Annotated in this window: 15 protein-coding genes; 2 read left to right on the forward strand and 13 right to left on the reverse strand. The window is 30.6% G+C overall.

Annotated features, from left to right (window positions below; translation table 11 throughout):
* The first annotated feature begins 38 nt into the window (after window positions 1-38).
* Window positions 39-1154, forward strand: a complete 1116-nt coding sequence (locus tag M9Q43_RS10030; RefSeq protein ID WP_262318794.1) for a DUF4105 domain-containing protein — start codon at window positions 39-41, stop codon at window positions 1152-1154.
* Window positions 1155-1193: 39 nt separating this feature from the next.
* On the opposite strand, the gene M9Q43_RS10035 is transcribed toward M9Q43_RS10030, so the two are convergent.
* The 7 genes from M9Q43_RS10035 to M9Q43_RS10065 all read right to left on the reverse strand — a co-directional run bounded on the left by M9Q43_RS10035 (window position 1194) and on the right by M9Q43_RS10065 (window position 8102).
* Window positions 1194-2576 (reverse strand): sugar transferase, encoded by a 1383-nt coding sequence (locus tag M9Q43_RS10035; RefSeq protein WP_262318795.1) that lies wholly within the window; start codon window positions 2574-2576, stop codon window positions 1194-1196.
* Window positions 2577-2642: 66 nt separating this feature from the next.
* Window positions 2643-3656 (reverse strand): glycosyltransferase family 4 protein, encoded by a 1014-nt coding sequence (locus tag M9Q43_RS10040; protein ID WP_262318796.1) that lies wholly within the window; start codon window positions 3654-3656, stop codon window positions 2643-2645.
* The gene (locus tag M9Q43_RS10045) at window positions 3616-4977 is read right to left on the reverse strand and encodes an O-antigen ligase family protein (protein ID WP_262318797.1); all 1362 of its coding nucleotides are present in this window, start codon (window positions 4975-4977) and stop codon (window positions 3616-3618) included. The genes M9Q43_RS10040 and M9Q43_RS10045 overlap by 41 nt, the downstream gene beginning before the upstream one ends.
* Window positions 4974-6065, reverse strand: coding sequence for a glycosyltransferase (locus tag M9Q43_RS10050; RefSeq protein WP_262318798.1), 1092 nt, complete (start codon window positions 6063-6065; stop codon window positions 4974-4976). The genes M9Q43_RS10045 and M9Q43_RS10050 overlap by 4 nt, the downstream gene beginning before the upstream one ends.
* Before the next feature lie 95 nt (window positions 6066-6160).
* On the reverse strand, window positions 6161-7288 hold the full coding sequence (locus M9Q43_RS10055) for a glycosyltransferase (protein WP_262318799.1): 1128 nt from the start codon (window positions 7286-7288) through the stop codon (window positions 6161-6163).
* A 1-nt stretch (window position 7289) separates the two neighbouring features.
* Entirely contained in the window at window positions 7290-7841 is a 552-nt protein-coding gene (locus M9Q43_RS10060; RefSeq protein ID WP_262318800.1) for a serine O-acetyltransferase, read from the reverse strand.
* Between the two features lie 54 nt (window positions 7842-7895).
* Entirely contained in the window at window positions 7896-8102 is a 207-nt protein-coding gene (locus M9Q43_RS10065; protein WP_262318801.1) for a hypothetical protein, read from the reverse strand.
* 1014 nt (window positions 8103-9116) lie between these two features.
* Between M9Q43_RS10065 and M9Q43_RS10070 the strand changes: the two genes are divergently transcribed.
* Entirely contained in the window at window positions 9117-9749 is a 633-nt protein-coding gene (locus M9Q43_RS10070) for a hypothetical protein (RefSeq protein ID WP_262318802.1), read from the forward strand.
* 281 nt (window positions 9750-10030) lie between these two features.
* Here the strand turns inward: M9Q43_RS10070 and M9Q43_RS10075 are convergent, their stop codons facing one another.
* The 6 genes from M9Q43_RS10075 to M9Q43_RS10100 form a co-directional block, all read right to left on the reverse strand.
* Window positions 10031-11176, reverse strand: a complete 1146-nt coding sequence (locus M9Q43_RS10075; protein ID WP_262318803.1) for a glycosyltransferase family 4 protein — start codon at window positions 11174-11176, stop codon at window positions 10031-10033.
* A gap of 138 nt (window positions 11177-11314) precedes the next feature.
* Window positions 11315-11707, reverse strand: a complete 393-nt coding sequence (locus M9Q43_RS10080) for a response regulator (protein ID WP_262318804.1) — start codon at window positions 11705-11707, stop codon at window positions 11315-11317.
* 22 nt (window positions 11708-11729) lie between these two features.
* On the reverse strand, window positions 11730-12485 hold the full coding sequence (locus M9Q43_RS10085) for a LytR/AlgR family response regulator transcription factor (protein WP_262318805.1): 756 nt from the start codon (window positions 12483-12485) through the stop codon (window positions 11730-11732).
* Window positions 12486-12560: 75 nt separating this feature from the next.
* Window positions 12561-13757 (reverse strand): sensor histidine kinase, encoded by a 1197-nt coding sequence (locus M9Q43_RS10090; protein ID WP_262318806.1) that lies wholly within the window; start codon window positions 13755-13757, stop codon window positions 12561-12563.
* Between the two features lie 129 nt (window positions 13758-13886).
* Window positions 13887-14819, reverse strand: a complete 933-nt coding sequence (locus M9Q43_RS10095) for a PorP/SprF family type IX secretion system membrane protein (protein WP_262318807.1) — start codon at window positions 14817-14819, stop codon at window positions 13887-13889.
* Window positions 14820-14965: 146 nt separating this feature from the next.
* The gene (locus M9Q43_RS10100; RefSeq protein ID WP_262318808.1) at window positions 14966-19201 is read right to left on the reverse strand and encodes a T9SS type B sorting domain-containing protein; all 4236 of its coding nucleotides are present in this window, start codon (window positions 19199-19201) and stop codon (window positions 14966-14968) included.
* Window positions 19202-19326: the final 125 nt, after the last annotated feature.

The following is a 19326-nucleotide window of genomic DNA, read 5'->3' on the forward strand; positions in this document are numbered from 1 at the left end:
GATGGATGCAGAAAGTTAAACTTGAAACAAAACATAGAATGATAAAAAAACTACTTTTCGCTTTACTTATTTTAATTTCTTTTCATGGGTTTTCCCAAAATATATCTCTTTCAAACCAAGCAAAAGTTAGTATTTTAACGTGTGGCACTGGACCAGAATCGTATGCAATGTATGGTCACACTGGAATTCGAATTCAAGATGTTTCACAACAAATTGATGTTGTATATAATTATGGTGCATTTGATTTTGACACTCCTAATTTTATCGGAAGATTCGTAAAAGGTGATTTGCAATATTTTGTCACCAATGGAAGTTACATCGATTTTTACTACAATTATCAGGCAGAAAACAGAGAAATTATTGAACAAGATTTAGCACTTTCTCCCGCACAAATTAACCAATTGTTTCAGCAATTAAATGCCTCGGTTTATAGTGATGATCGCTTTTACACTTATAAATTTATTGATAGAAATTGCACCACAATGGTTGTGGATAAAATCAATAGTACATTAGGAAGTGAATACATAAAATCACAAACTTCTAATCAATCGTATAGAGAAATTTTGTATCCGTACATGAGTGATTTTTACATGAAATTAGGCATTCAATTGATTTTTGGAGCAAAAGTAGATGAACCTGCCACTCGCTTATTTTTACCTTATGAATTTAAAAAAGCAATTTCGAATACAAAAGTAAATGGAACCACGATTGAACAATCGAATAAAACCATTTTAGAAGCGAGAAAAACAGACATTCCATTCAATTGGCTAAATTCAATTTATTCTTTAATCGGAGTGCTTTTTCTTTTAGTTATTTTAGGGAAAAAGTGGCTAAAAATTAGCTATTTAATCTTTGCTGGATTGTTAGGTGTTTTCTTCTCTTTAGTAGGATTATACTCGTTACATGAAGAAATATTATGGAATTACAACATTTTGTTATTCAATCCTTTATTATTGGTTTTTGCTTGGCATTATTGGAAAGGTAATCGGGTAAAAATTATTCTTTTTGGACAAATTTGCTTAGGTTTTTTATTGGCTTATTTTGTTTATATGCTGAACAAAATACACTTAGAAATTGTGTGGCCTTTTATTGCACTTCATTTTTATTGGATTGGAAAAATCGTTTTGCTGAGTAAGAAAACAAAACAATCATAAACCTTTTTAAACTCTTAAAAATTTTACCATCTAAACTAATTACTGTCCTCTAAAAAATAAAACCGTACTCATTGTTTTTACAACAATGTTCATATCTAAAAACAAACTTCGGTGTTTGATATAATACAAATCGTAGCGTAATTTCATTAAACTATCCTCAAGGTTTGAACCATACGAATAATTTACTTGAGCCCAACCCGTAAGCCCAGGTTTAATAACATGTCGTGTTTGATATAACGGAATGGTCGCCGAAATTTCATTAACAAATACTGGTCGCTCTGGTCTTGGACCAATTACTGCCATGTCTCCTTTTAGCACGTTTATAAATTGGGGTAATTCATCTAAACGCGTTTTTCTGAGAAATTTTCCAAAAGGTGTTATTCTATTATCGTTAGCAGTAGCAAAAACAGCTCCGTTTTTTTCGGCATCTTGAACCATTGTTCTTAACTTGTAAATTGTAAAAGGCATACCATTTTTACCTACTCGCTCTTGTGTGTAAAAGAAACTGCCTTTATTTGCAAAAAGATTAATAACCCATAAAATTGGTGCGATTAAAAAGAAACCTGCTAATCCAATTAATGAAAAAGCTATGTCAAAAATTCTACTATAATACACATATAACTTATTTTGATTGCTTCGGCTAAATGGGAAAAATTTGTATAATTCTTTACTTTCGAAATTAATTGGTAATCGATACGTGCTATTTTCATAGACTTCTTTATACTGTCTAATTACAACTCCTCGTTCCAAATAGCTCAATAATTCAGAATATAATTCAACTGCGTTATGTTTATTTTTTATTTGCGAAACCACAATTTCAGAAACATAATTGTTATAAATAAAATCTTCTAAATTGGTTTCATCTACTAAATCAATTTTAGTTTTTTGTGGTTCCTCATCTGTAGCCACATACCCCACCACTTTATAATGTGGATTAACCGAAAACAACTCGGCAACTAATTGATCTATTTCTTTACTATTCCCAATAAATAAAACTTTTTTTACAAATCTATTAGATGCTAAAAATATAATATAAATGTTGCGCCAAACTAACAATGCAAAGAAAATAGCGAAGAAAAACAAAATAATTTGCAAACGATTAGAAGGCAAAATTGGCGTATAAAAAGGCGTTAACAAATATAATAAAGTAGTTAAAGCTGTTGTAAGAATTATACTTTTTGATATTTGAAATCGGTTACTCGCAGTTTGTAAATTATACATTTCGAAAATAGTACCGAAAAAATTGATGTATAAGGCCAATACTAAAGTCCAATAGAAATTACTTTTTGAAACTTTAAAATAATCAAATTGTAAGAAATGTCCAATCAATGCTAAAATTAGTACAACAAAAAACACATCCATAGTACGTAAAAGAATTTTACGTTCAGAAATTTCAAAATGGATTCTTTTTGTAGGTCGCATAATTTGGGAATTATTCCATGCAAAGTAACAAATAAATGTTAGAAATTATTAAAAAAAATATTTTTTCTATTGTAACAAATCTGCCCATTGTTTTTTAACCACTTGCCAATCCATTTGTTCTATAAAATTTCTTGCATTATTTGCTAAAAAAATAGCTTTTTCAGGATTTTCGATTAATTTTTGAACAGATTCAACCATAGCTTTTGTATCATTATCATCAACTAATAAAGCATTTTCGTTGTCTGAAAGTAAAAATGGAATTCCTCCTACATTTGTACTTACCACAGGTAAACCAAGCGTCATCGCTTCCATTACACTTACGGGTGTATTGTCAAAATGAGTGGTATTGATGAAAATATCGTGTTCTGAGGCTAATTTCCACCAGTCTTCTTTTGTTAATTTTCCTGTAAAATTAACCACTGTATTAATAGAATTGACAAATAATTTTGTTGTTTCTAAACTACCATCCTTATCTGGCCCAACCATAGTTAGTGTTGCATTTGGATATATTTTTTGCAATTCAGCCACCACTTTTACAGCCATTGTTGGATTATAAATAGATGCAAAAGCGCGAACCCAAATCAATTTTGGAGTTATTATTTCTCTTTGCTTGAACTCGTATTTTTCAATTTCAATTGAATTGGGAATGTGAATTACATTTGTAAAGCCAGCACTTTCAAAAGCTTGTTTTAAGTATCCAGAAGGTGCTATGTTTTGATACGCATTTGCAAAAACCATTCTACATAACTGAGGATTCCTTTTCAACCGATTAGGCAAATCACCACCATGTAATATTGGAATGTATTTGTTTTTAAAAAATCGAGCCAACTGACTACAAACAAAAGCATACCAAAAAGCCTTAGTACTATAGGTATCTATTAAAATATAATCAACTTTGTTTCTATATTGGAAAACAGCTTTCATCATATCCATCATTCGAAATGGAAATGATTTTTTATCTGAAGCATAAAAAACCGAGAAATCCTCGTGTTCTAAATGTAGTCCTAAGGTTTCTATTGTAGTTTTATTTAAACCATGTTTAGACAGTCGATTGCCCAGATATAGCAGTTGATTTTTCATCTACAAAACTAACTTTTAAAAGTGATAAAGCATAAACAAATGCAGGAGCGGCCAATCGCATGGCAGCATGATTGATAGTTAAAATCCAAAAAACAACAAACGAAAAAACAAAAATGTTTTGTTGATTATTTAGGTATAAAACCATTGGAGTTATTAATAATATTATCAAACCAAAAAGTCCAAACATTCCATGTTCTGCTAACATTCGCGTAATTTCATTATGTGATGCTGCATCAATCCCTGTGGTTTCTAAACGATATTCTTTATTTTTACCAACACCTATTCCAAAAATTGGATTATCTAAAAACATTTTAAATTCTGATTCAATTAATCGTTCTCTACCAGTAAGTTTACTAAGTTTTTCTCTACCTCTTGCATCTTGATTTGCATATCGTTTATCAATTAATCCGCTGGTTTGAATAGAACTATAAGACCATATTCCCACTAACGCAAATAGTCCAAACACAACCAACATTACTACTTTTGATTTTGCTTGAGATTTAGTGTAGTATAAAAGTAAAAGCACTACAATAATAATCATAACAAATCCTGTAATAACACCTCCTCTTGAAAAGGTAACAATACCTCTAAATGTAATAATAACAAAAAATAAAACATTGATATTTCTTATTAAAACAGTTTTAGAACTCAAAACAATTTTCACAAAAAAAAGAAAAATTCCCAAGCCTAATATCGTTGACACTTGATTGGGGCCAAAACCACCCGATGTTTCAAAATTTGATTCCGTATTAGTTACAACATCTTTTACACTTGGAGTATATAGATACATATAAACTAAAGTAGCCATTAATGGATAGGCTAACATATTTATTATCGTTTTTATTTGCTCAAAGGAAATTTTTCTTTGATAACAATAAATTGCACTAACCATTAGTGTAATAGGTCCAATAATATTGAATGTAATTGCTTTTCTAATATCTGTATCAAAATTTAAAGTAAAAAAAGACAGGAAAATTGCTGGCAATAATAACAACCCGAAAATCCAATATGGCAATGCGTTTTTAGAAAATCCTCTGTAAATCATACCAATTAACAAAATTCCCATCACACCATATTTTGCAAATTGCTCGAATAAATTTCCTTCAGTCATCCTCAAAAATACTTCGGCACCAACAATATAAGCAGCAACAAAAAGTGCTTCGTTATTTGCGTTTTTTCTCAATACAACATATCGATACCCAACTAAAATTATTGAAATAGCATATAATTTTGATACAAAAGGCACAAAATAAATCAGCAACCCAATTAGTAAATGGATGATTACAAACTTAATATATTGACTTGATTCGCTTGTTTTCATAACGCTTTCTGATAGGCAACCAATATTTTATTTATTACCTGTTTAGCCGAATAATTTTGATTTACAAAAATATTCAAATTTGAAGCCAATCGTTCATTTTCAGATGGTTTATTTGAAATTTCATTTAAAACTTGGATTAATCCTTTTTCATCTTCAGATTCAAAACTAATTCCTGTTTCATTATTTTTAATAATTTGACCACAATAACCCACATTTGAGCAAATCACTAAAATATTTGCTCTTCCATATTCTAATAAAGTAACAGGAAAACCTTCATAAGTAGATGTTAAAAGCCCTACGTTTGATTGATTTAAAATATGTTGAATATCTGTACAAGAACCATAAATAAAAACAGCTTCTGTTAAATTTTCAGCAGTGATTTTTTTCTTTAAATTATTTGAATATTCATCTAAATTATCTTTTCCAATAAAATGTAATGTCCATCCTAAAGTTGCCATTTTGCTTTGAGAAAAGGCAGAAACTGCTAAAAGATGATTTTTAGGTGTTCTCAAATTAGCCAATAAAACAATTCTTTTTCCTTCTTCACCTTTTAAAAAAGTAACTGCTTTTTCTATTGCTTTTTCTTCAATATAATTTGGAATAAAATGGATGTTATTTGTTTTTAAATGCTTTAAAGCCCAATTTTGAAGTTCTTGATTCACTGTAAAAACGCCACTAAAAAAATAAGACGCTATTTTTATAGGTAAATTTGCCTTACTTTTTTCTACTCTATTTCCAAAATGATCGTGCCAAAAAATTTTTATTGATGGAATAGTAAATTTTAATAATACAGCAAAAAAATAAGAACTACCGTGTGCATGAACAACCGAAACCTTGTTATTTTTTACAAACTTTCTTAACCGTAATAATGCTGAAAAATCTAATGCTTTTTTCTTTTTTAAAAAAAGATAATTCACTTTGGAGTTAATGGTATCTTTTAAACTACCTTCTAAACGTGTAACCACTAATCCAGAAAAAGGGAGTTCATTTCCAAAAGTATTTGCAATAGTAATAGCCATTCGTTCAGCGCCACCTGGCTCTAAACTATCAATTAATTGAATGACTCTAATATCTTGAACTGATTTCACACGTATGAATTAATAATCGTGTAAATATAGAAAAAGAAAGGCAAGCGCAAGTATAAGTTCAATTACAAATTGCATAAAAATATTAACTAAATTAATTATCCATTTAGCAACTTACTAATTTCAGCTTCAAACCTATCAGTTGTAAATTGTTGAGACCACGATTGTCCTTCTGAAGCTATTTTATGATAAAAATCTTGATTATTTATTACCATATCAATTTGGTTTATATCTTCTTGTATTTTTTCATGAAGTAGTATACCCCTACTTCCATTTCCCATCATATAGGAAATACAAGAAACAGGAGAAGCTATTGGCACACAACCCCAAAACATGGCTTCAGCAACAACTTTTGGCCAACCTTCGCTTTTAGATGGTAAAATAAGAAAATGACTATTTTGATAAGCTGTTAAAATTGCATCTTTTGATTGATTTCCTTTTAATTGAATTATAGATTCTAAATTCTTATTTCTAATATATGTTTCTATTTCACTTTTCATGGCACCATCGCCAAATAAATCAAGCGTTACATTTTTTCCTTTTTTAAATAACTCTTCTACAATTTGAATTGCATACAAAGGTTGTTTACCTCTAGACAATGTTCCCACAAAAAGAAATTTTATAGATTCTTGATCTTTATTCTGAATTCTGAAATTAGCATTCAGAATTTCGCTTTCACTATAAGTCGCCGTAAAAAAAGGCTTTATATTTTTTGTCTGATTTTCCCAGTCTCCATAAACCAAGACTTGTATATTCTTTGTTAAGATTGTATTACTTAAAATCCAACGTTGTAATTTATAGGTAAAAGGTTGTCTTGCTTTTGGATCCCAATTGCCCGCATATTTAGCAGTTTTTACTTTTTTAGGAAAAAATATTTGAACAACTGCTGCTAATAATGCCATATTTCCAGGGCATCTTAAATGAATATGATCTGCTTTTTTCATTGCTTCAAATATTCGAATCAAATCAACAAAAGCATTTGGAATGGCTCGCAACATATTTGAAAATGACGTAATATCAAATTCTTTCAACTCAATGGTTGGAGTAGTTTCAAAAGAGATTGGAGCAATTAACAACTTTTTATCTTCTTTCCAAATTGGACAACAAAACTGAATTGAATTAGCATGTTTAGCCCATAATTGCATTTCCTTTTCGTAAGGTGCATATAGATAGTTTTCTCCTTCTTTTTGAACTATTGGTGCTGATGAAATTACAACTAACTTCATTTTAAATGTAGCCCTCCGAACTTTTTTCTGATACTTTAATTGCAGGAACACCAAGCATTACACTATTACTAGTAGCATTAGTATTAACTAATGAACAAGCAGCTATTAAAACATTATCTTCAATAATTATGCTTCCAGCAATAACAGCATTTGCTCCAATATAAACATTGTTACCAATTTTTGGAACACCTCTGTTTTTACCTTGTCCAGAAATCCCAATGGTTACACCTTGTGATATATTGCAATTGTTTCCAATAATTGTCTTAGCATTTAAAATAACTCCTCCAAAATGCCCTATATAGAACGAATGCCCTATTTGAGCTGAAGCTGGAATTGAAATACCAGTGGAAATTTCAATTATTTTTTGCCAAATCAAACACAATAATTGCGACAATTGCTTTAGAATAGGAATCGACATCATGTGAACTGCATGCGCTACTCGGTATTGGAAACTAGCCCAAAATCCTTGCGTAAAAAATAGGATGGTAATAAAGTTACCTCCATACTTTCTGTATTTTTTGTAATCAGATAAAATTAACTGTAAAAAATTCATTTACTTTTAATAGATTTAAAAAAGTAAATATACAATTAACCTGAATTAAAAGTATTATTTTCCTCTGTAAAATTCTTTCAATTCCAACACCACCTCTTTTACCTCTAACCCCATGTACCTACAAAATTCTTTTACCGTTATCTTTTGATGTTTTTCTTTGTTATTTTTTCTTTTGATTATTCTTACTACTCTTCTCGCATAGCTAGAACTAACTCCTAAAATAACCTCAACGTCCTTTGGTGTGATAATTAATCGTAACATAATTATTCTTTTTATAATTAATACTTTTTTATTTTTATTTCAAATTAAAAACTTGCTACAGTCAAAATGTGTAACGTGAAAACTTAGCCATTTAAAATTTCATAGCACAAAAGTAAAATCACCCTTTTTTAAAAAATAGGACAGTTTGTTTTGCACTATTTTAATTTACTCTTACAAATTAAATACACCACTTTTTCTAAAGTTGTGACATGAAACAAAATTCATTTTGCAAACTTAATTTCTTACTCTTTTAAAAAATAGGACAGTTTATTTTTACTTCTCAATTGCTAATTTACTTGAACTTTTAATTGTTCTAACCCCGCTGCCGATATTAGGTGTGTTGATAAATTTATTTGGATAATTGCTTACAATTACTACTGTTGCAATTTGTGGTGATTTGTGGTAGTGAGTATAGTTTGGGGTTTGCGGATTTGCCACAAAAGCCTCTAAATCTTATAATTTTTACTGTTGAAAACTTTTCTTAGACGATCTCCCTGTTCCTGAAAAAAAATCGAACTTATTTATACTTCATTGTATTTGAAGATATATGGGATACGTACGGGATATGTATGGGAGACCAATAGATTAAATGATGACAAATGGAGGCTGTAACACAAAGTTTCGCAAAGTTTTCACACTAAGTAACACGAAGGAGTTTAGAAGTAGGTAGCGTTGAAATTTAGCTATAACTGAAAGAAAAGTCTAGTAAACTCGGTTTGATAGATTTTGATTACCAATTTTAGCGGTTATAATGTTATAAAATGGAACAAAACGGCACATTTGAATGCAAACGGAACCTAACTTTTTTTTGTTTGTAAAAGTCGTTATAGTTTTGAAATCGAAATCAAGGCGCCTGATTTACAAAACTTTTTATAAATCATTTAAAAATTAAAAATTATGGCAAAGCAACAGTCATTTTTGAAAGTAGCGGGAACGCTAGATGGTCTAACTTTTTATAAAAGTGTAGACGGGCACTTGGTGCGCACTAAAGGAGGAGTTTCAAAAGGTAGAATTATGAATGATCCTGCCTACATTAGAACAAGAGAGAATATTGCTGAGTTTGGCACAACAGCACAATCGGGTAAGTTATTACGCAATGCCATTGGCACCATGCTTAATCGAGCAAAAGATCCACGTATGAGTAGTCGCATGATGGGTATTTTGAGTAAAGTTCGACAATTAGATAGTAATTCTGCGAGAGGAGAACGAGTGGTTAGTGAAGGTATCTTAACTTCTAGTGGTAAACAATTATTGAAAGGATTTGATTTTAATAATCGTGCTGCCTTACAAGCTGTATTTCATGCTCCTTATAGCTTGGACACAGCAACTGGGGTTGTTACTATTTCAAATTTTGTTCCATTAGATCAATTACAGATTCCCGAAGGTGCCTCACATGTATCTTTTCGTAGTGCTTTTATTAATTTGGATTTTGTATCGGGCGAGTTTGACATGCAATATAGTCCTGTTGTAAATACAGTACTTGATATGAATCCGACTACAATTACGTTAACTCCAACTGAAGTTCCAACAGGCACTGGAACACAATTGTACTTATTGCTTATTGAGTTTTTTCAAGAAGTAAATGGCGTACAATATCCTTTACGAAATGGAGCTTTTAATGTATTGAACTTGATTGATATCGTTTAAGTTTTAAGTATTTTGATTTATAAGAGTCTCAACTTTTGTTGGGACTTTTTTGTTACAGGTTTTTTAATTTTGAATCGATGGGAACGCGGATGGGAAATGGTTTTTTTTAAACACATAGACACATTAGTTTGACTTTGTGTTGATTTTAGTCTGAAGCTTCGGACGTTGCACTTGACATAGTGCTCATAGGACTACATTCTTCTTTAGGAATTAAATTTTACATCTCCCTAACCCTCCTCAAGGAGGGAACTCCTTATAATTACTTTATTGAGAATGTGCTATTAACTTTTAATTTTATTATAAAATTCTATATTTTTTGAGACAATAGTTTTGATTTCAAATTGTTGCAAAACCGATAGTCTTCCTTTTTTTGCTATTTCATTGGCTTTTTGAGGATTACTTAAAACTTGAATGATCGTACTAGCAATTTCTTTTGGCTTGTGGGGATTGCATAACCAACCAGTTTCACCATCTGCAATCACTTCTGGACCTGGTCCTAATTTTGTGAAAATTACGGGTTTTTCCATTACCATTGCTTCTGGCGCAACTAAACCTAAGGTTTCCATGTGTGATGGAAATACACAAACCGCTGCTTTTGCATAGGCTGATGGGATTTCATTATATGAAACCGCACCATGAAAAATGATATCTTTAGAAATATCCCCTATTTTTGGTAATTCTATTTCTTGCAACATTTTAATATACGAACTGCCGTCTGGAAATAACCAATCTCTTCCATACAAATTCAAAACTGCACTTGGAAATTTTTCTTTTACCAATGGAAAAGCTTGAATTAGCTGACGAACGCCTTTCTTCTCACAAATAGTTCCTGCAAAAGTGATATTATCCACTTCAATTGCAACCTCTTGACATTGAAATAGTTGATTATTAATTGGGTTAAAAATAACTTCAATTGGCTTGTTATGATAACTCAAATAATTTGCTGTATGGCTTTTAACATAATTAGAAACCGCGATAAAAGCATCAGCTTTCTTAAACGAGCGTTTTTCTTGAAAACCTTTCCACCAGTTAATACCCCTATTTTCCGCTTCTGCAAAAAAATGATGTCCGCCATGTAAGCGAATGATGTATTTTATATCTTTTATTTTAGGTAGAAATGCTAAAGACAACTCTGGTCCTTCAATAATATTCATTGGAGCTTTTCTATGGATTGCGTCAATGGTTTTACCAATATTTTTTGAATTAAAGAACCAAGCTAATCCTTTTACTTTACTTCTTTTGATACGAATAACCGTAACACCATTCAACTGTTCGGTTTCGTCAATTGGATTATAATTTAGACCCACAACCGATACTTGAATATTTTTTGACACTAGCTCTTCTGCAATTGTTTTTACAAAAGTGCCTAAACCGCCATGCGGAAATCCTTCTTTTGGATATTCGTTAGTTAAGAAACAAATGTGCATGGTTATGAGATATGGATTAAATGTATTAAAGTGAATAAATAATCACCTTTTTTCATTTTTTTTAGCAACTAATCAAAAAATGATTTTAAGCTGTAAAAATAATACATTTATACAAAATAGAATTATAAAAAGATTTGATTAAAACGTTATACTTTGTATAAACTCCATTGTTATGGGTTTACTCGTAAAAAACACATTTTCGTTTTCTTTTGCTTTATGAATATGAAAATCATCTACAGTGGTAGATAATATGCAAATTTTAGTGTAATTTTTAATATTTTCTGATAGTGTTTTAAATTTCTCTATAAATTCAAAACCATCTAAAATAGGCATATAAATGTCTAAAAAAATTAGCTTTGGCAACTTTTCTAAATCTTCTTGATATTCTTCAAGGTACTGAATAGCAGTTACCGAGGAATTAAATTCCATAATATCAATTGACGAATCAAAGCTCGCAATTAATTTTGACGTTATATAACAATCAAATTCATTGTCGTCAACTATCATTATTTTTTTTAACTTCTGGTTCATAACTTATAAATATATTTTTGCATTATAGTTTGATAAATTTAATAAATTCTTCTTGCCTTCTCTTAGCAATTGGAAGCGCTACACCGTTTGTAAATTCACAATATAAACCATCTTTTTTAGTGATTTTAGAAATGTGTTTGATGTTTATGACATAGGAATGATGAATTCTAAAAAAGTAACTATACGATAATACACTATTATATTCTCCCAAGTTTTTACTGGACAATATTTTAGTTCCATTGCTCAATACAAACTCTGTATATTTTCCATCAGCTCTACAATAAACAATATCATCTACTTTAATTAATTCAATTTTATCGGTAGACGAAATCGCTAAAATTCCATTATTCTGATTTGCAAAATTTATTGAATTGATCTGATTTAATTTTTGATCTTGAAAACTAATTTCCATTTCTATATTTTTAAAAACTTTATAGAGCGAAACTATCAAATCATTAAAATCTAGTGGTTTTTTTAAAAAATCTATAGCATTGTGTTTAAACGCTTGATAGGCATCTTTTTCATCTTTGGAAATAAAAATAAACTTTGGAATACTAAAATCTAATTCTTTAAGTAAGTTAAAATGAGTAAGATTATTCTCTGAAGGATTAAAAAAAATGAGTTCGGGTTTTGCTTCTTTAATAAATTCAATACTTTCTTGAAGTGTGTTTGAATGCCCACAAATAGAGATGATTACAGCATTTTCTTCACCAAATTTTTTAATTTGTTGAATTGCTTCTAAATCATCATCTATTAACATCGCTTTTATTAACTTCATAAATTATACTGAATTAATATTGAATTAATTAACTTAATAAAGTTTAAATGTAGCAATAAAAATTGAAAAAAGCATTTATTTAGGAATTGAAAACGTAAAAATAGAACCTTTATCAACTATCGAGCTAACGGATATTTCACCATTTATACTTTCAACCATTTTTTTAACAGAAGCTAATCCTAACCCGCTGCCTAAATATTCGGCTTGTGTATGCAATCTTTTGAAAGGCTGAAATACCAAATCTAAATATTCTTGATTAATACCAATTCCGTTATCAATAATTTCAAAAGTGTGTTGTTGTGGTGTCTCAATATAATTGATTGTTATTTGGGCAATATTATCTTTCTTTTGATATTTTAGAGCATTATCAATCAGGTTATGAAAAATCATATTAATTGCAATTTTAGAAGTCGTGATTTCTGGTAAATTATTTGTAACTAAAATTGGTTTCAGCGAATTATTATCGTGAATTAAACTTTCAAAAACATCAGAAACCAATTGATTTATATTAATTGATTCTTTATCGATGAGTTTTTTATTTGACTTGGCATAATCTAATAAATCAACAATTAATTTGTCCATTCTTTTTACACTGTCAAAAATAAATTTGAAATATACTTTTTCTTTTTCATCAGAAGTCTGGCTATTTTTACCTTCAATCATTTTTAAAAAAGAACTAATTGTTCTTAATGGTGATCTCAAATCGTGTGCAGCAGTAAACGCAAATACTTCCATCTCTTGTGCGTATTTTTCTACTTTTTCATGGTAAATAGCTAATTCTTCTTGCTTTTTTCTAAGCTCAAGGATGTAAATGATTTGTTTTGCTAACTTCTTTAAAGTATTTTTTTGCTCTTGTGAAATAGTTTTTACCTCATCTTTACTCACAACACACAATGTACCAAAAGCTATTCCTTGAGGATTTAATAACGGAACGCCAAAATAGGAAACTAAATGAGGGTCATCTGTTACCAAAGAAAACTTTTTAAATCGGTCGTCAATTCTCAAATCGGGCACTTCAAAAATTTCTTCTTCTGAAAGAATTGCTTCATAACACACCGCCTGTTCTATTGGTGTTTCAGAAATATCAATACCAATTCGGGATTTAAAAAATTGGCGCTCTTTATCAAGCAAACTAATCATAGCAACTGGCATATTACAAATTGAAGAAGCTATTTGAGTAATATTATCATAAATTTCCTCAGGTATTGTATCCAGAATATTATATTCTTTAAGCGCTTTTAATCTTTTTTCTTGTTCGTCTTGATGTATCATCTTAAATATAATTAAATTTTAAATAAGTGACTTCGAATACTAATTTCTTCCAACAAGACACTAAAGTTATAAATTTAGATAAAAATTTATTAAAATTGGCGTTTAAAATACTATAAGCAGTGAATAAGATTAAAAAAATCTTGGTGAGTATATTTTTTCTGCTTCTCTAAAAACTTCGAATCTTAAAAAGATTTCATGAGAGCCCGAATTGTAATGTGCTAATTTTGTGGTTTCGGCATCATAAGAATACCCAACTAACAACTTATCTGATAATTGGAAAGCTACCAATCCGCTTACAGAAGCATTTAACCTGTAGGCTGCACCAACCGTTAACTTTTCAAAAAATAAGAAATTTGCTGTCATGTCTATTTGTAAAGGAGCACCTGCAACCATTTTTGAAAGAAAAGCTGGTTTCATTTTAATTTCTGATGTAAGATCAAATACATATCCAGCCATGAAATAATAATGCATTTTTTCTTTGGCTAGACTATTTCTATCGTTATCATCATAATGCTTGGTTTCTAAAAAATTTGGAATAGAAAATCCAACATAATGTTTATCAGAATACCAATAAGCTCCTGCACCAAAATTTGGAGAAAATCGATTATCTACGTTATTTTGAAATTGAGGATCAGTAGGATCATAAATACTCAATTTTGTATAATCGACATTTAATAGATTTGCTGTTGTTTTTATTCCTAAAGCTAACGTAGAAAGGTTATCAAAATTAAGTCGATAAGAAAAATCAACAGAGATTGTATTCTCATCTGAAGGACCAATTTTATCGTTTACAAAAGACAATCCAAGTCCAATATTAGAAAATCCAATAGGAGAATGCAACGAAAAAGTACTGGTTACTGGCGCTCCATCTAAACCAACCCATTGTGCTCTATACATACCTAAAATACTCAAAACTTCTTTTGTACCCGCATATGCCGGATTAACATTCATGGTATTATACATATAATTTGTATACTGAGGGTCTTGCTGTGCACATACAGTGTCAGTCAAAAATAAAAGTAAAATGGGGGTTACTTTTATTAGTTGAGTTAAATAATTCATAATGTCAATTTTTGGGAGTTTTTTTTAAAGAACTTAATTGGTTTGCAGTTATATTTGGTTCTTTAATCTTATTACCCGAAAGGAGTTACAACACTCCTTTCATGGTAATAAGCCCCAAAATTGAACTTAAAAAACTCAACTATTCTTTAATAATTATTATTTACATATAGATATCCTGTTTTTTGAACGTCTTTTCTTTCACCTAAGTTTTCAACAACATAGTCATATTTGATGATGTAGAAATATGTTCCTGTTGCCAAAACATCTCCAGAAACGTTTAAATCTGTTGCTGATTTACCAGAAAACACATTGCTAACGTTGTCATATCCTCTTACACCGTATATTTTTGCACCATATCTATTGAAAATTTCTACCGAGTTATTTGGATAACATTCAATTCCTTCTAAGTAAAAAATGTCATTTTTACCATCGTTATTAGGTGTTATTGCATTAAAAATTGTTATTTCACAAGCCATGTTTAATACTTGAGTAAAAATTGAACTATTGCCACAAGCATCAACAGCTGTCCATTTTCTAATGATTCTTGACAAACTTGTACAATCACCTTGCTCGGTAGTTTCTTCAAAAGTGATTGTTACTTCACTTATATTATCACTTGCATTCAATTGTGGAGCAACTGGAACATTACCACAGTCTACATAAATTACTTCTTGTATGTTTTCTGTAAAAACTGGTGCAGTAATATCAACAATTGTGACAACTTGTGAAATCATTTCTTCGTTTCCACAAGAATCTGAAGCTGTCCAATATCTTATGATTTCGTAATTTCCTATACAATTTCCTTGAATAGTTTCTTCTTCATATACAATAGTAACCACGCCACAATTATCTGAAGCTGTAATTGTATAAGTTGGAATTTCAGCAGTATTTTCAATCGTTAATTGTGTAGGGATAACTGAACTAAAAACTGGCGGTGTAGTGTCTTGAACCGTAATATTTTGGATGTGAATTACAGAATTTCCACAGCTATCAGTTGCAATCCATTTTCTTACAATAGTATAAGAATTAGCACATGCCCCTAATGTAATTTCATCTTGAGAAGTGATTATTACTTCACTACAATTATCGGTTGCTTGAACATTTTCGGCAACTGGAATAGCATTACATTCTACCACAACATCTACTGGTAATGTCCCAGAAAAAACTGGAGCAATGGTATCGTTTACATGAAATGTTTCTGAGCAAGTTACTGTATTCATAACCGTATTTTCATTCGCTTCTCTTACTCCATTTAAATTATAATCTGCATAAACTGAAATGGTATAAGTTCGTATTACATCTGAATTACATCCATTAAATTCGTTATTAGTTGCAGTGATAACCACAATGCCACACATAGAATCACCTATTTTACCTAAACCATCCCCTAACTGTTCAAACTCTACTTGTGTTAAAATAGTTGCTGTAGGGATTTCATCATAACATTGTACCGATGTTATTCCAAAATTTGGGCAAGTAACTTCCAATTCACATTGAGATGAAAGTGTGATTAAAGCTAAATTTGAAATATTTCCTTGAAAATCATTAATCGTATAATTTACAGGAGTTGGATCTCCATAAAAACCAGCAACTGGGGTAAAGGTTACAGCACCTGTTATTGAATTTACATTCCAGTGTCCTTCACCTGAAACAAACATAGAAGTACTAGTAGAAAAACTACTTGCAGTTGAAGGCAATTGTAAAACAACAGTTTGAACATCTACTAAATCACCCACAACATCATTAAAGGGAACATCAATTGTAATTGAAGAGCCTGGTGTGTAAAAAATTGCATCATCAACCGCGATAGGTAAACAATCAAACGAAATAGATGCATTGGCAATATTATTATTAAAATCGCGAACTGTATAAAAAATACTATTTGGCACGCCTGTAAAGCTATCATCTGGAGTAAAAGTTACTAAACCAGTAGAAAGTTCAACAGACCATATTCCTTCATTAAGAATTGAAAATCCAATTACTTCACCAGAAGGGCACAATACAATGTTATTTGCAAAAGTAGGAGCAATTAATCTAACAGAAATTGGATTAATTAAAGAACCTAAAACATCATTCCCTGATACATTTATAATCGAAGCCAATCCAACTGAGCATAAAACTATATCATCAGAAGCAACTGGACAATTTACATAAGCAACTATTTGAACTGATAATGCTACTTGATTCGCACAATTAGTATCTGTATCGGTAAAAGTATAATTATAGTTACCGGCCGATAAACTAGAATGAACAAATGTTGAAGTTGAACCAGTAAAAGTTGCTCCAGTTACAAGTTCTGTTATTGACCAATTTGCTGGTAAATTACCAAACATAACCGACCCTATTGATGATTGGCAAGTTGGCTGAACAAGTTCCATAATTATTGGCTGTGGAGCTTCATATACATAGAAAACTTGAGCAAACTCCCTACCACATGAGTCTAATGACTTTGCTGTATAAGTAGTACCTGGCGTTAATCCTGTAAATACTGATGAAGATTGATATGGAAATATTTGTGTTGTAGCTGTAGCGTCATACAATGCATATGTGTAAGGTGCTTTTCCTCCAGTTGCTATCATATTAACACTGGTATCACAAGCATCAATAGAAGCAAAATAAAATGGACTTAAATCAACATTAAATGGGTATTCATATAAATATCCACCAGCAAGTCTTGGCAATCCGTTTACTCCACCAAATTGTGCTGGTTCTATAGGATTATTGTGAGAAGTAACTCCTCCATATCTAAAATAATAAGTTTCATCATTTGGCAAACTAAATGAAACCTGATATCCTCCCCAAACTGCACTAAAATTAAATGGAGGACCAAATCCAATAATCCCAGAAAAAAGCAAAGTCCCATCAGATTTGTATACAGCAGCAGTTGTTCCTGAAAATACCGCTGGTACAGATAAATAAACCATTACATCTTCTGTAACCATACCACAATAATCTAAGGTATGACTAACCTCTAAGCTTCTTGAACAAGTAGTATTATAGTCGAATGTACTTGTTTTTCCACAGGCATCAGTTACTGTAAAATTATATGTTCCAGGAGGAAATGATTTCACAGCATCAATTACTATAGGCGAAGGTATATTAGGTGTATTTATTGTTGTTGAAAAAGGATAATTAATAATTGAAGATGTGTTAACAACTCCTGTTCCTGACTGTGTTGAATAGGTTGTAGGACCTGAATTAAAAGTTATTGTCAAAGGAGCAATAGCTAAACTAGAAATAGGCAACTCATTTAAATTCAAAAATGTAATATCATCGAAGAAAAAACTATCTCCTGTCCAAATACTACTATGGCATGAAACAGATGGTTGAAAAGGAACACTTTGTTGAGTTATTGTCTTTTGAATAGTAACACCACAAGCATCTACTAATGTAATTACATAGTCAATATCAAATCTTAATCCTAATGCAATTGGCACTGAACCACCCATTGGTACAGATTTAATATGTGACAAATTTACTAATTGAGATAAAATGGGTTGACCATTAACATCTAATGCAACTCCTTCTGGATTTGAAGCTTCTGCAACAGTAACTTGAACAGGATTTGTCACATTTACACGAAACATTTTTACATCATATCCTAGAGAGCAAACATCATCCATATTTTCAACACTTAATATTCTTGGCGAATCAAAAACAATGTCCTGAACAGTTGGTAATTCTAATGAACCTCCAGTAATGGTTCCACAATTATTATATCCTTCATAAGTTATGTTCCCACCATTAAAAAATGAAATTGGAATACTTATATCAGTTTTAAATTGAGTAAAAGTATAGTTAGCTGTTTGCGGTATAGTGTTTATGAACGTTAATGTTGCGCCCAAATTATTTACAAAAGTGTACGTCACACTTCCAGAAGTACTTCCTGAGTTTGTTGTTATTTTAAATTTTAGAATATCTCCACAATTACTTTCGGAAGAATATTTATCTATATGTGTTATAGTAGTTATTATTGAAGGAATATTTGGCAAAGTAGCATATATAGCAATAACCTTATCTGCACTATTTCCTCCGCATTGATCAATTATATCAACGGTGTAAACGCCAGCAATTAATCCTGTTACTACAAAAACCGATGAATTCATTGGAATTAAGTGTGTTGATGCTCCAGAAGGTCCACTTAAGATTCGAACAGCATATTGCTGGTTTGTAAAATCATTAACACCAACAGTACTAAAAATATTTGAAAAACGAAGTTCTCCATCATTACCATTATGACATCTTGGCGAATAGGTACCAACAATAAAATTATCTGCTGGTCTAATGGCTCCATTCACACATTGTGAAAAAGCTCCCATATTTGACAATAAAAGAACAAGTATGCTAGTTTTAGCAATTAAAGTAAGTAGTTTTGTTCTCATAATCATTTAATTAAGGTTATTCTGCTTTTTTGATAAAACAAATTTCACTCAACTAAATCCGGAAATCAATCAACTATTAACAAGTGGTACGATTTTATTAATAAGTGTTATGATTTTAAAACATT

Origin of the sequence: Flavobacterium odoriferum (genome assembly GCF_025499515.1) — a bacterium.
GTDB lineage: Bacteria > Bacteroidota > Bacteroidia > Flavobacteriales > Flavobacteriaceae > Flavobacterium > Flavobacterium odoriferum.

What these genes read in the sequence shown, in the direction of transcription:
- M9Q43_RS10030 (WP_262318794.1), top strand. Translation starts at nt 39, where the DNA reads ATGATAAAAAAACTACTTTTCGCTTTACTTATTTTAATTTCTTTTCAT.
- M9Q43_RS10035 (WP_262318795.1), bottom strand. Translation starts at nt 2,576, where the DNA reads ATGCGACCTACAAAAAGAATCCATTTTGAAATTTCTGAACGTAAAATT.
- M9Q43_RS10040 (WP_262318796.1), bottom strand. Translation starts at nt 3,656, where the DNA reads ATGAAAAATCAACTGCTATATCTGGGCAATCGACTGTCTAAACATGGT.
- M9Q43_RS10045 (WP_262318797.1), bottom strand. Translation starts at nt 4,977, where the DNA reads ATGAAAACAAGCGAATCAAGTCAATATATTAAGTTTGTAATCATCCAT.
- M9Q43_RS10055 (WP_262318799.1), bottom strand. Translation starts at nt 7,288, where the DNA reads ATGAAGTTAGTTGTAATTTCATCAGCACCAATAGTTCAAAAAGAAGGA.
- M9Q43_RS10060 (WP_262318800.1), bottom strand. Translation starts at nt 7,841, where the DNA reads ATGAATTTTTTACAGTTAATTTTATCTGATTACAAAAAATACAGAAAG.
- M9Q43_RS10065 (WP_262318801.1), bottom strand. Translation starts at nt 8,102, where the DNA reads ATGTTACGATTAATTATCACACCAAAGGACGTTGAGGTTATTTTAGGA.
- M9Q43_RS10070 (WP_262318802.1), top strand. Translation starts at nt 9,117, where the DNA reads ATGAATGATCCTGCCTACATTAGAACAAGAGAGAATATTGCTGAGTTT.
- M9Q43_RS10075 (WP_262318803.1), bottom strand. Translation starts at nt 11,176, where the DNA reads ATGCACATTTGTTTCTTAACTAACGAATATCCAAAAGAAGGATTTCCG.
- M9Q43_RS10080 (WP_262318804.1), bottom strand. Translation starts at nt 11,707, where the DNA reads ATGAACCAGAAGTTAAAAAAAATAATGATAGTTGACGACAATGAATTT.
- M9Q43_RS10085 (WP_262318805.1), bottom strand. Translation starts at nt 12,485, where the DNA reads ATGAAGTTAATAAAAGCGATGTTAATAGATGATGATTTAGAAGCAATT.
- M9Q43_RS10090 (WP_262318806.1), bottom strand. Translation starts at nt 13,757, where the DNA reads ATGATACATCAAGACGAACAAGAAAAAAGATTAAAAGCGCTTAAAGAA.
- M9Q43_RS10095 (WP_262318807.1), bottom strand. Translation starts at nt 14,819, where the DNA reads ATGAATTATTTAACTCAACTAATAAAAGTAACCCCCATTTTACTTTTA.
- M9Q43_RS10100 (WP_262318808.1), bottom strand. Translation starts at nt 19,201, where the DNA reads ATGAGAACAAAACTACTTACTTTAATTGCTAAAACTAGCATACTTGTT.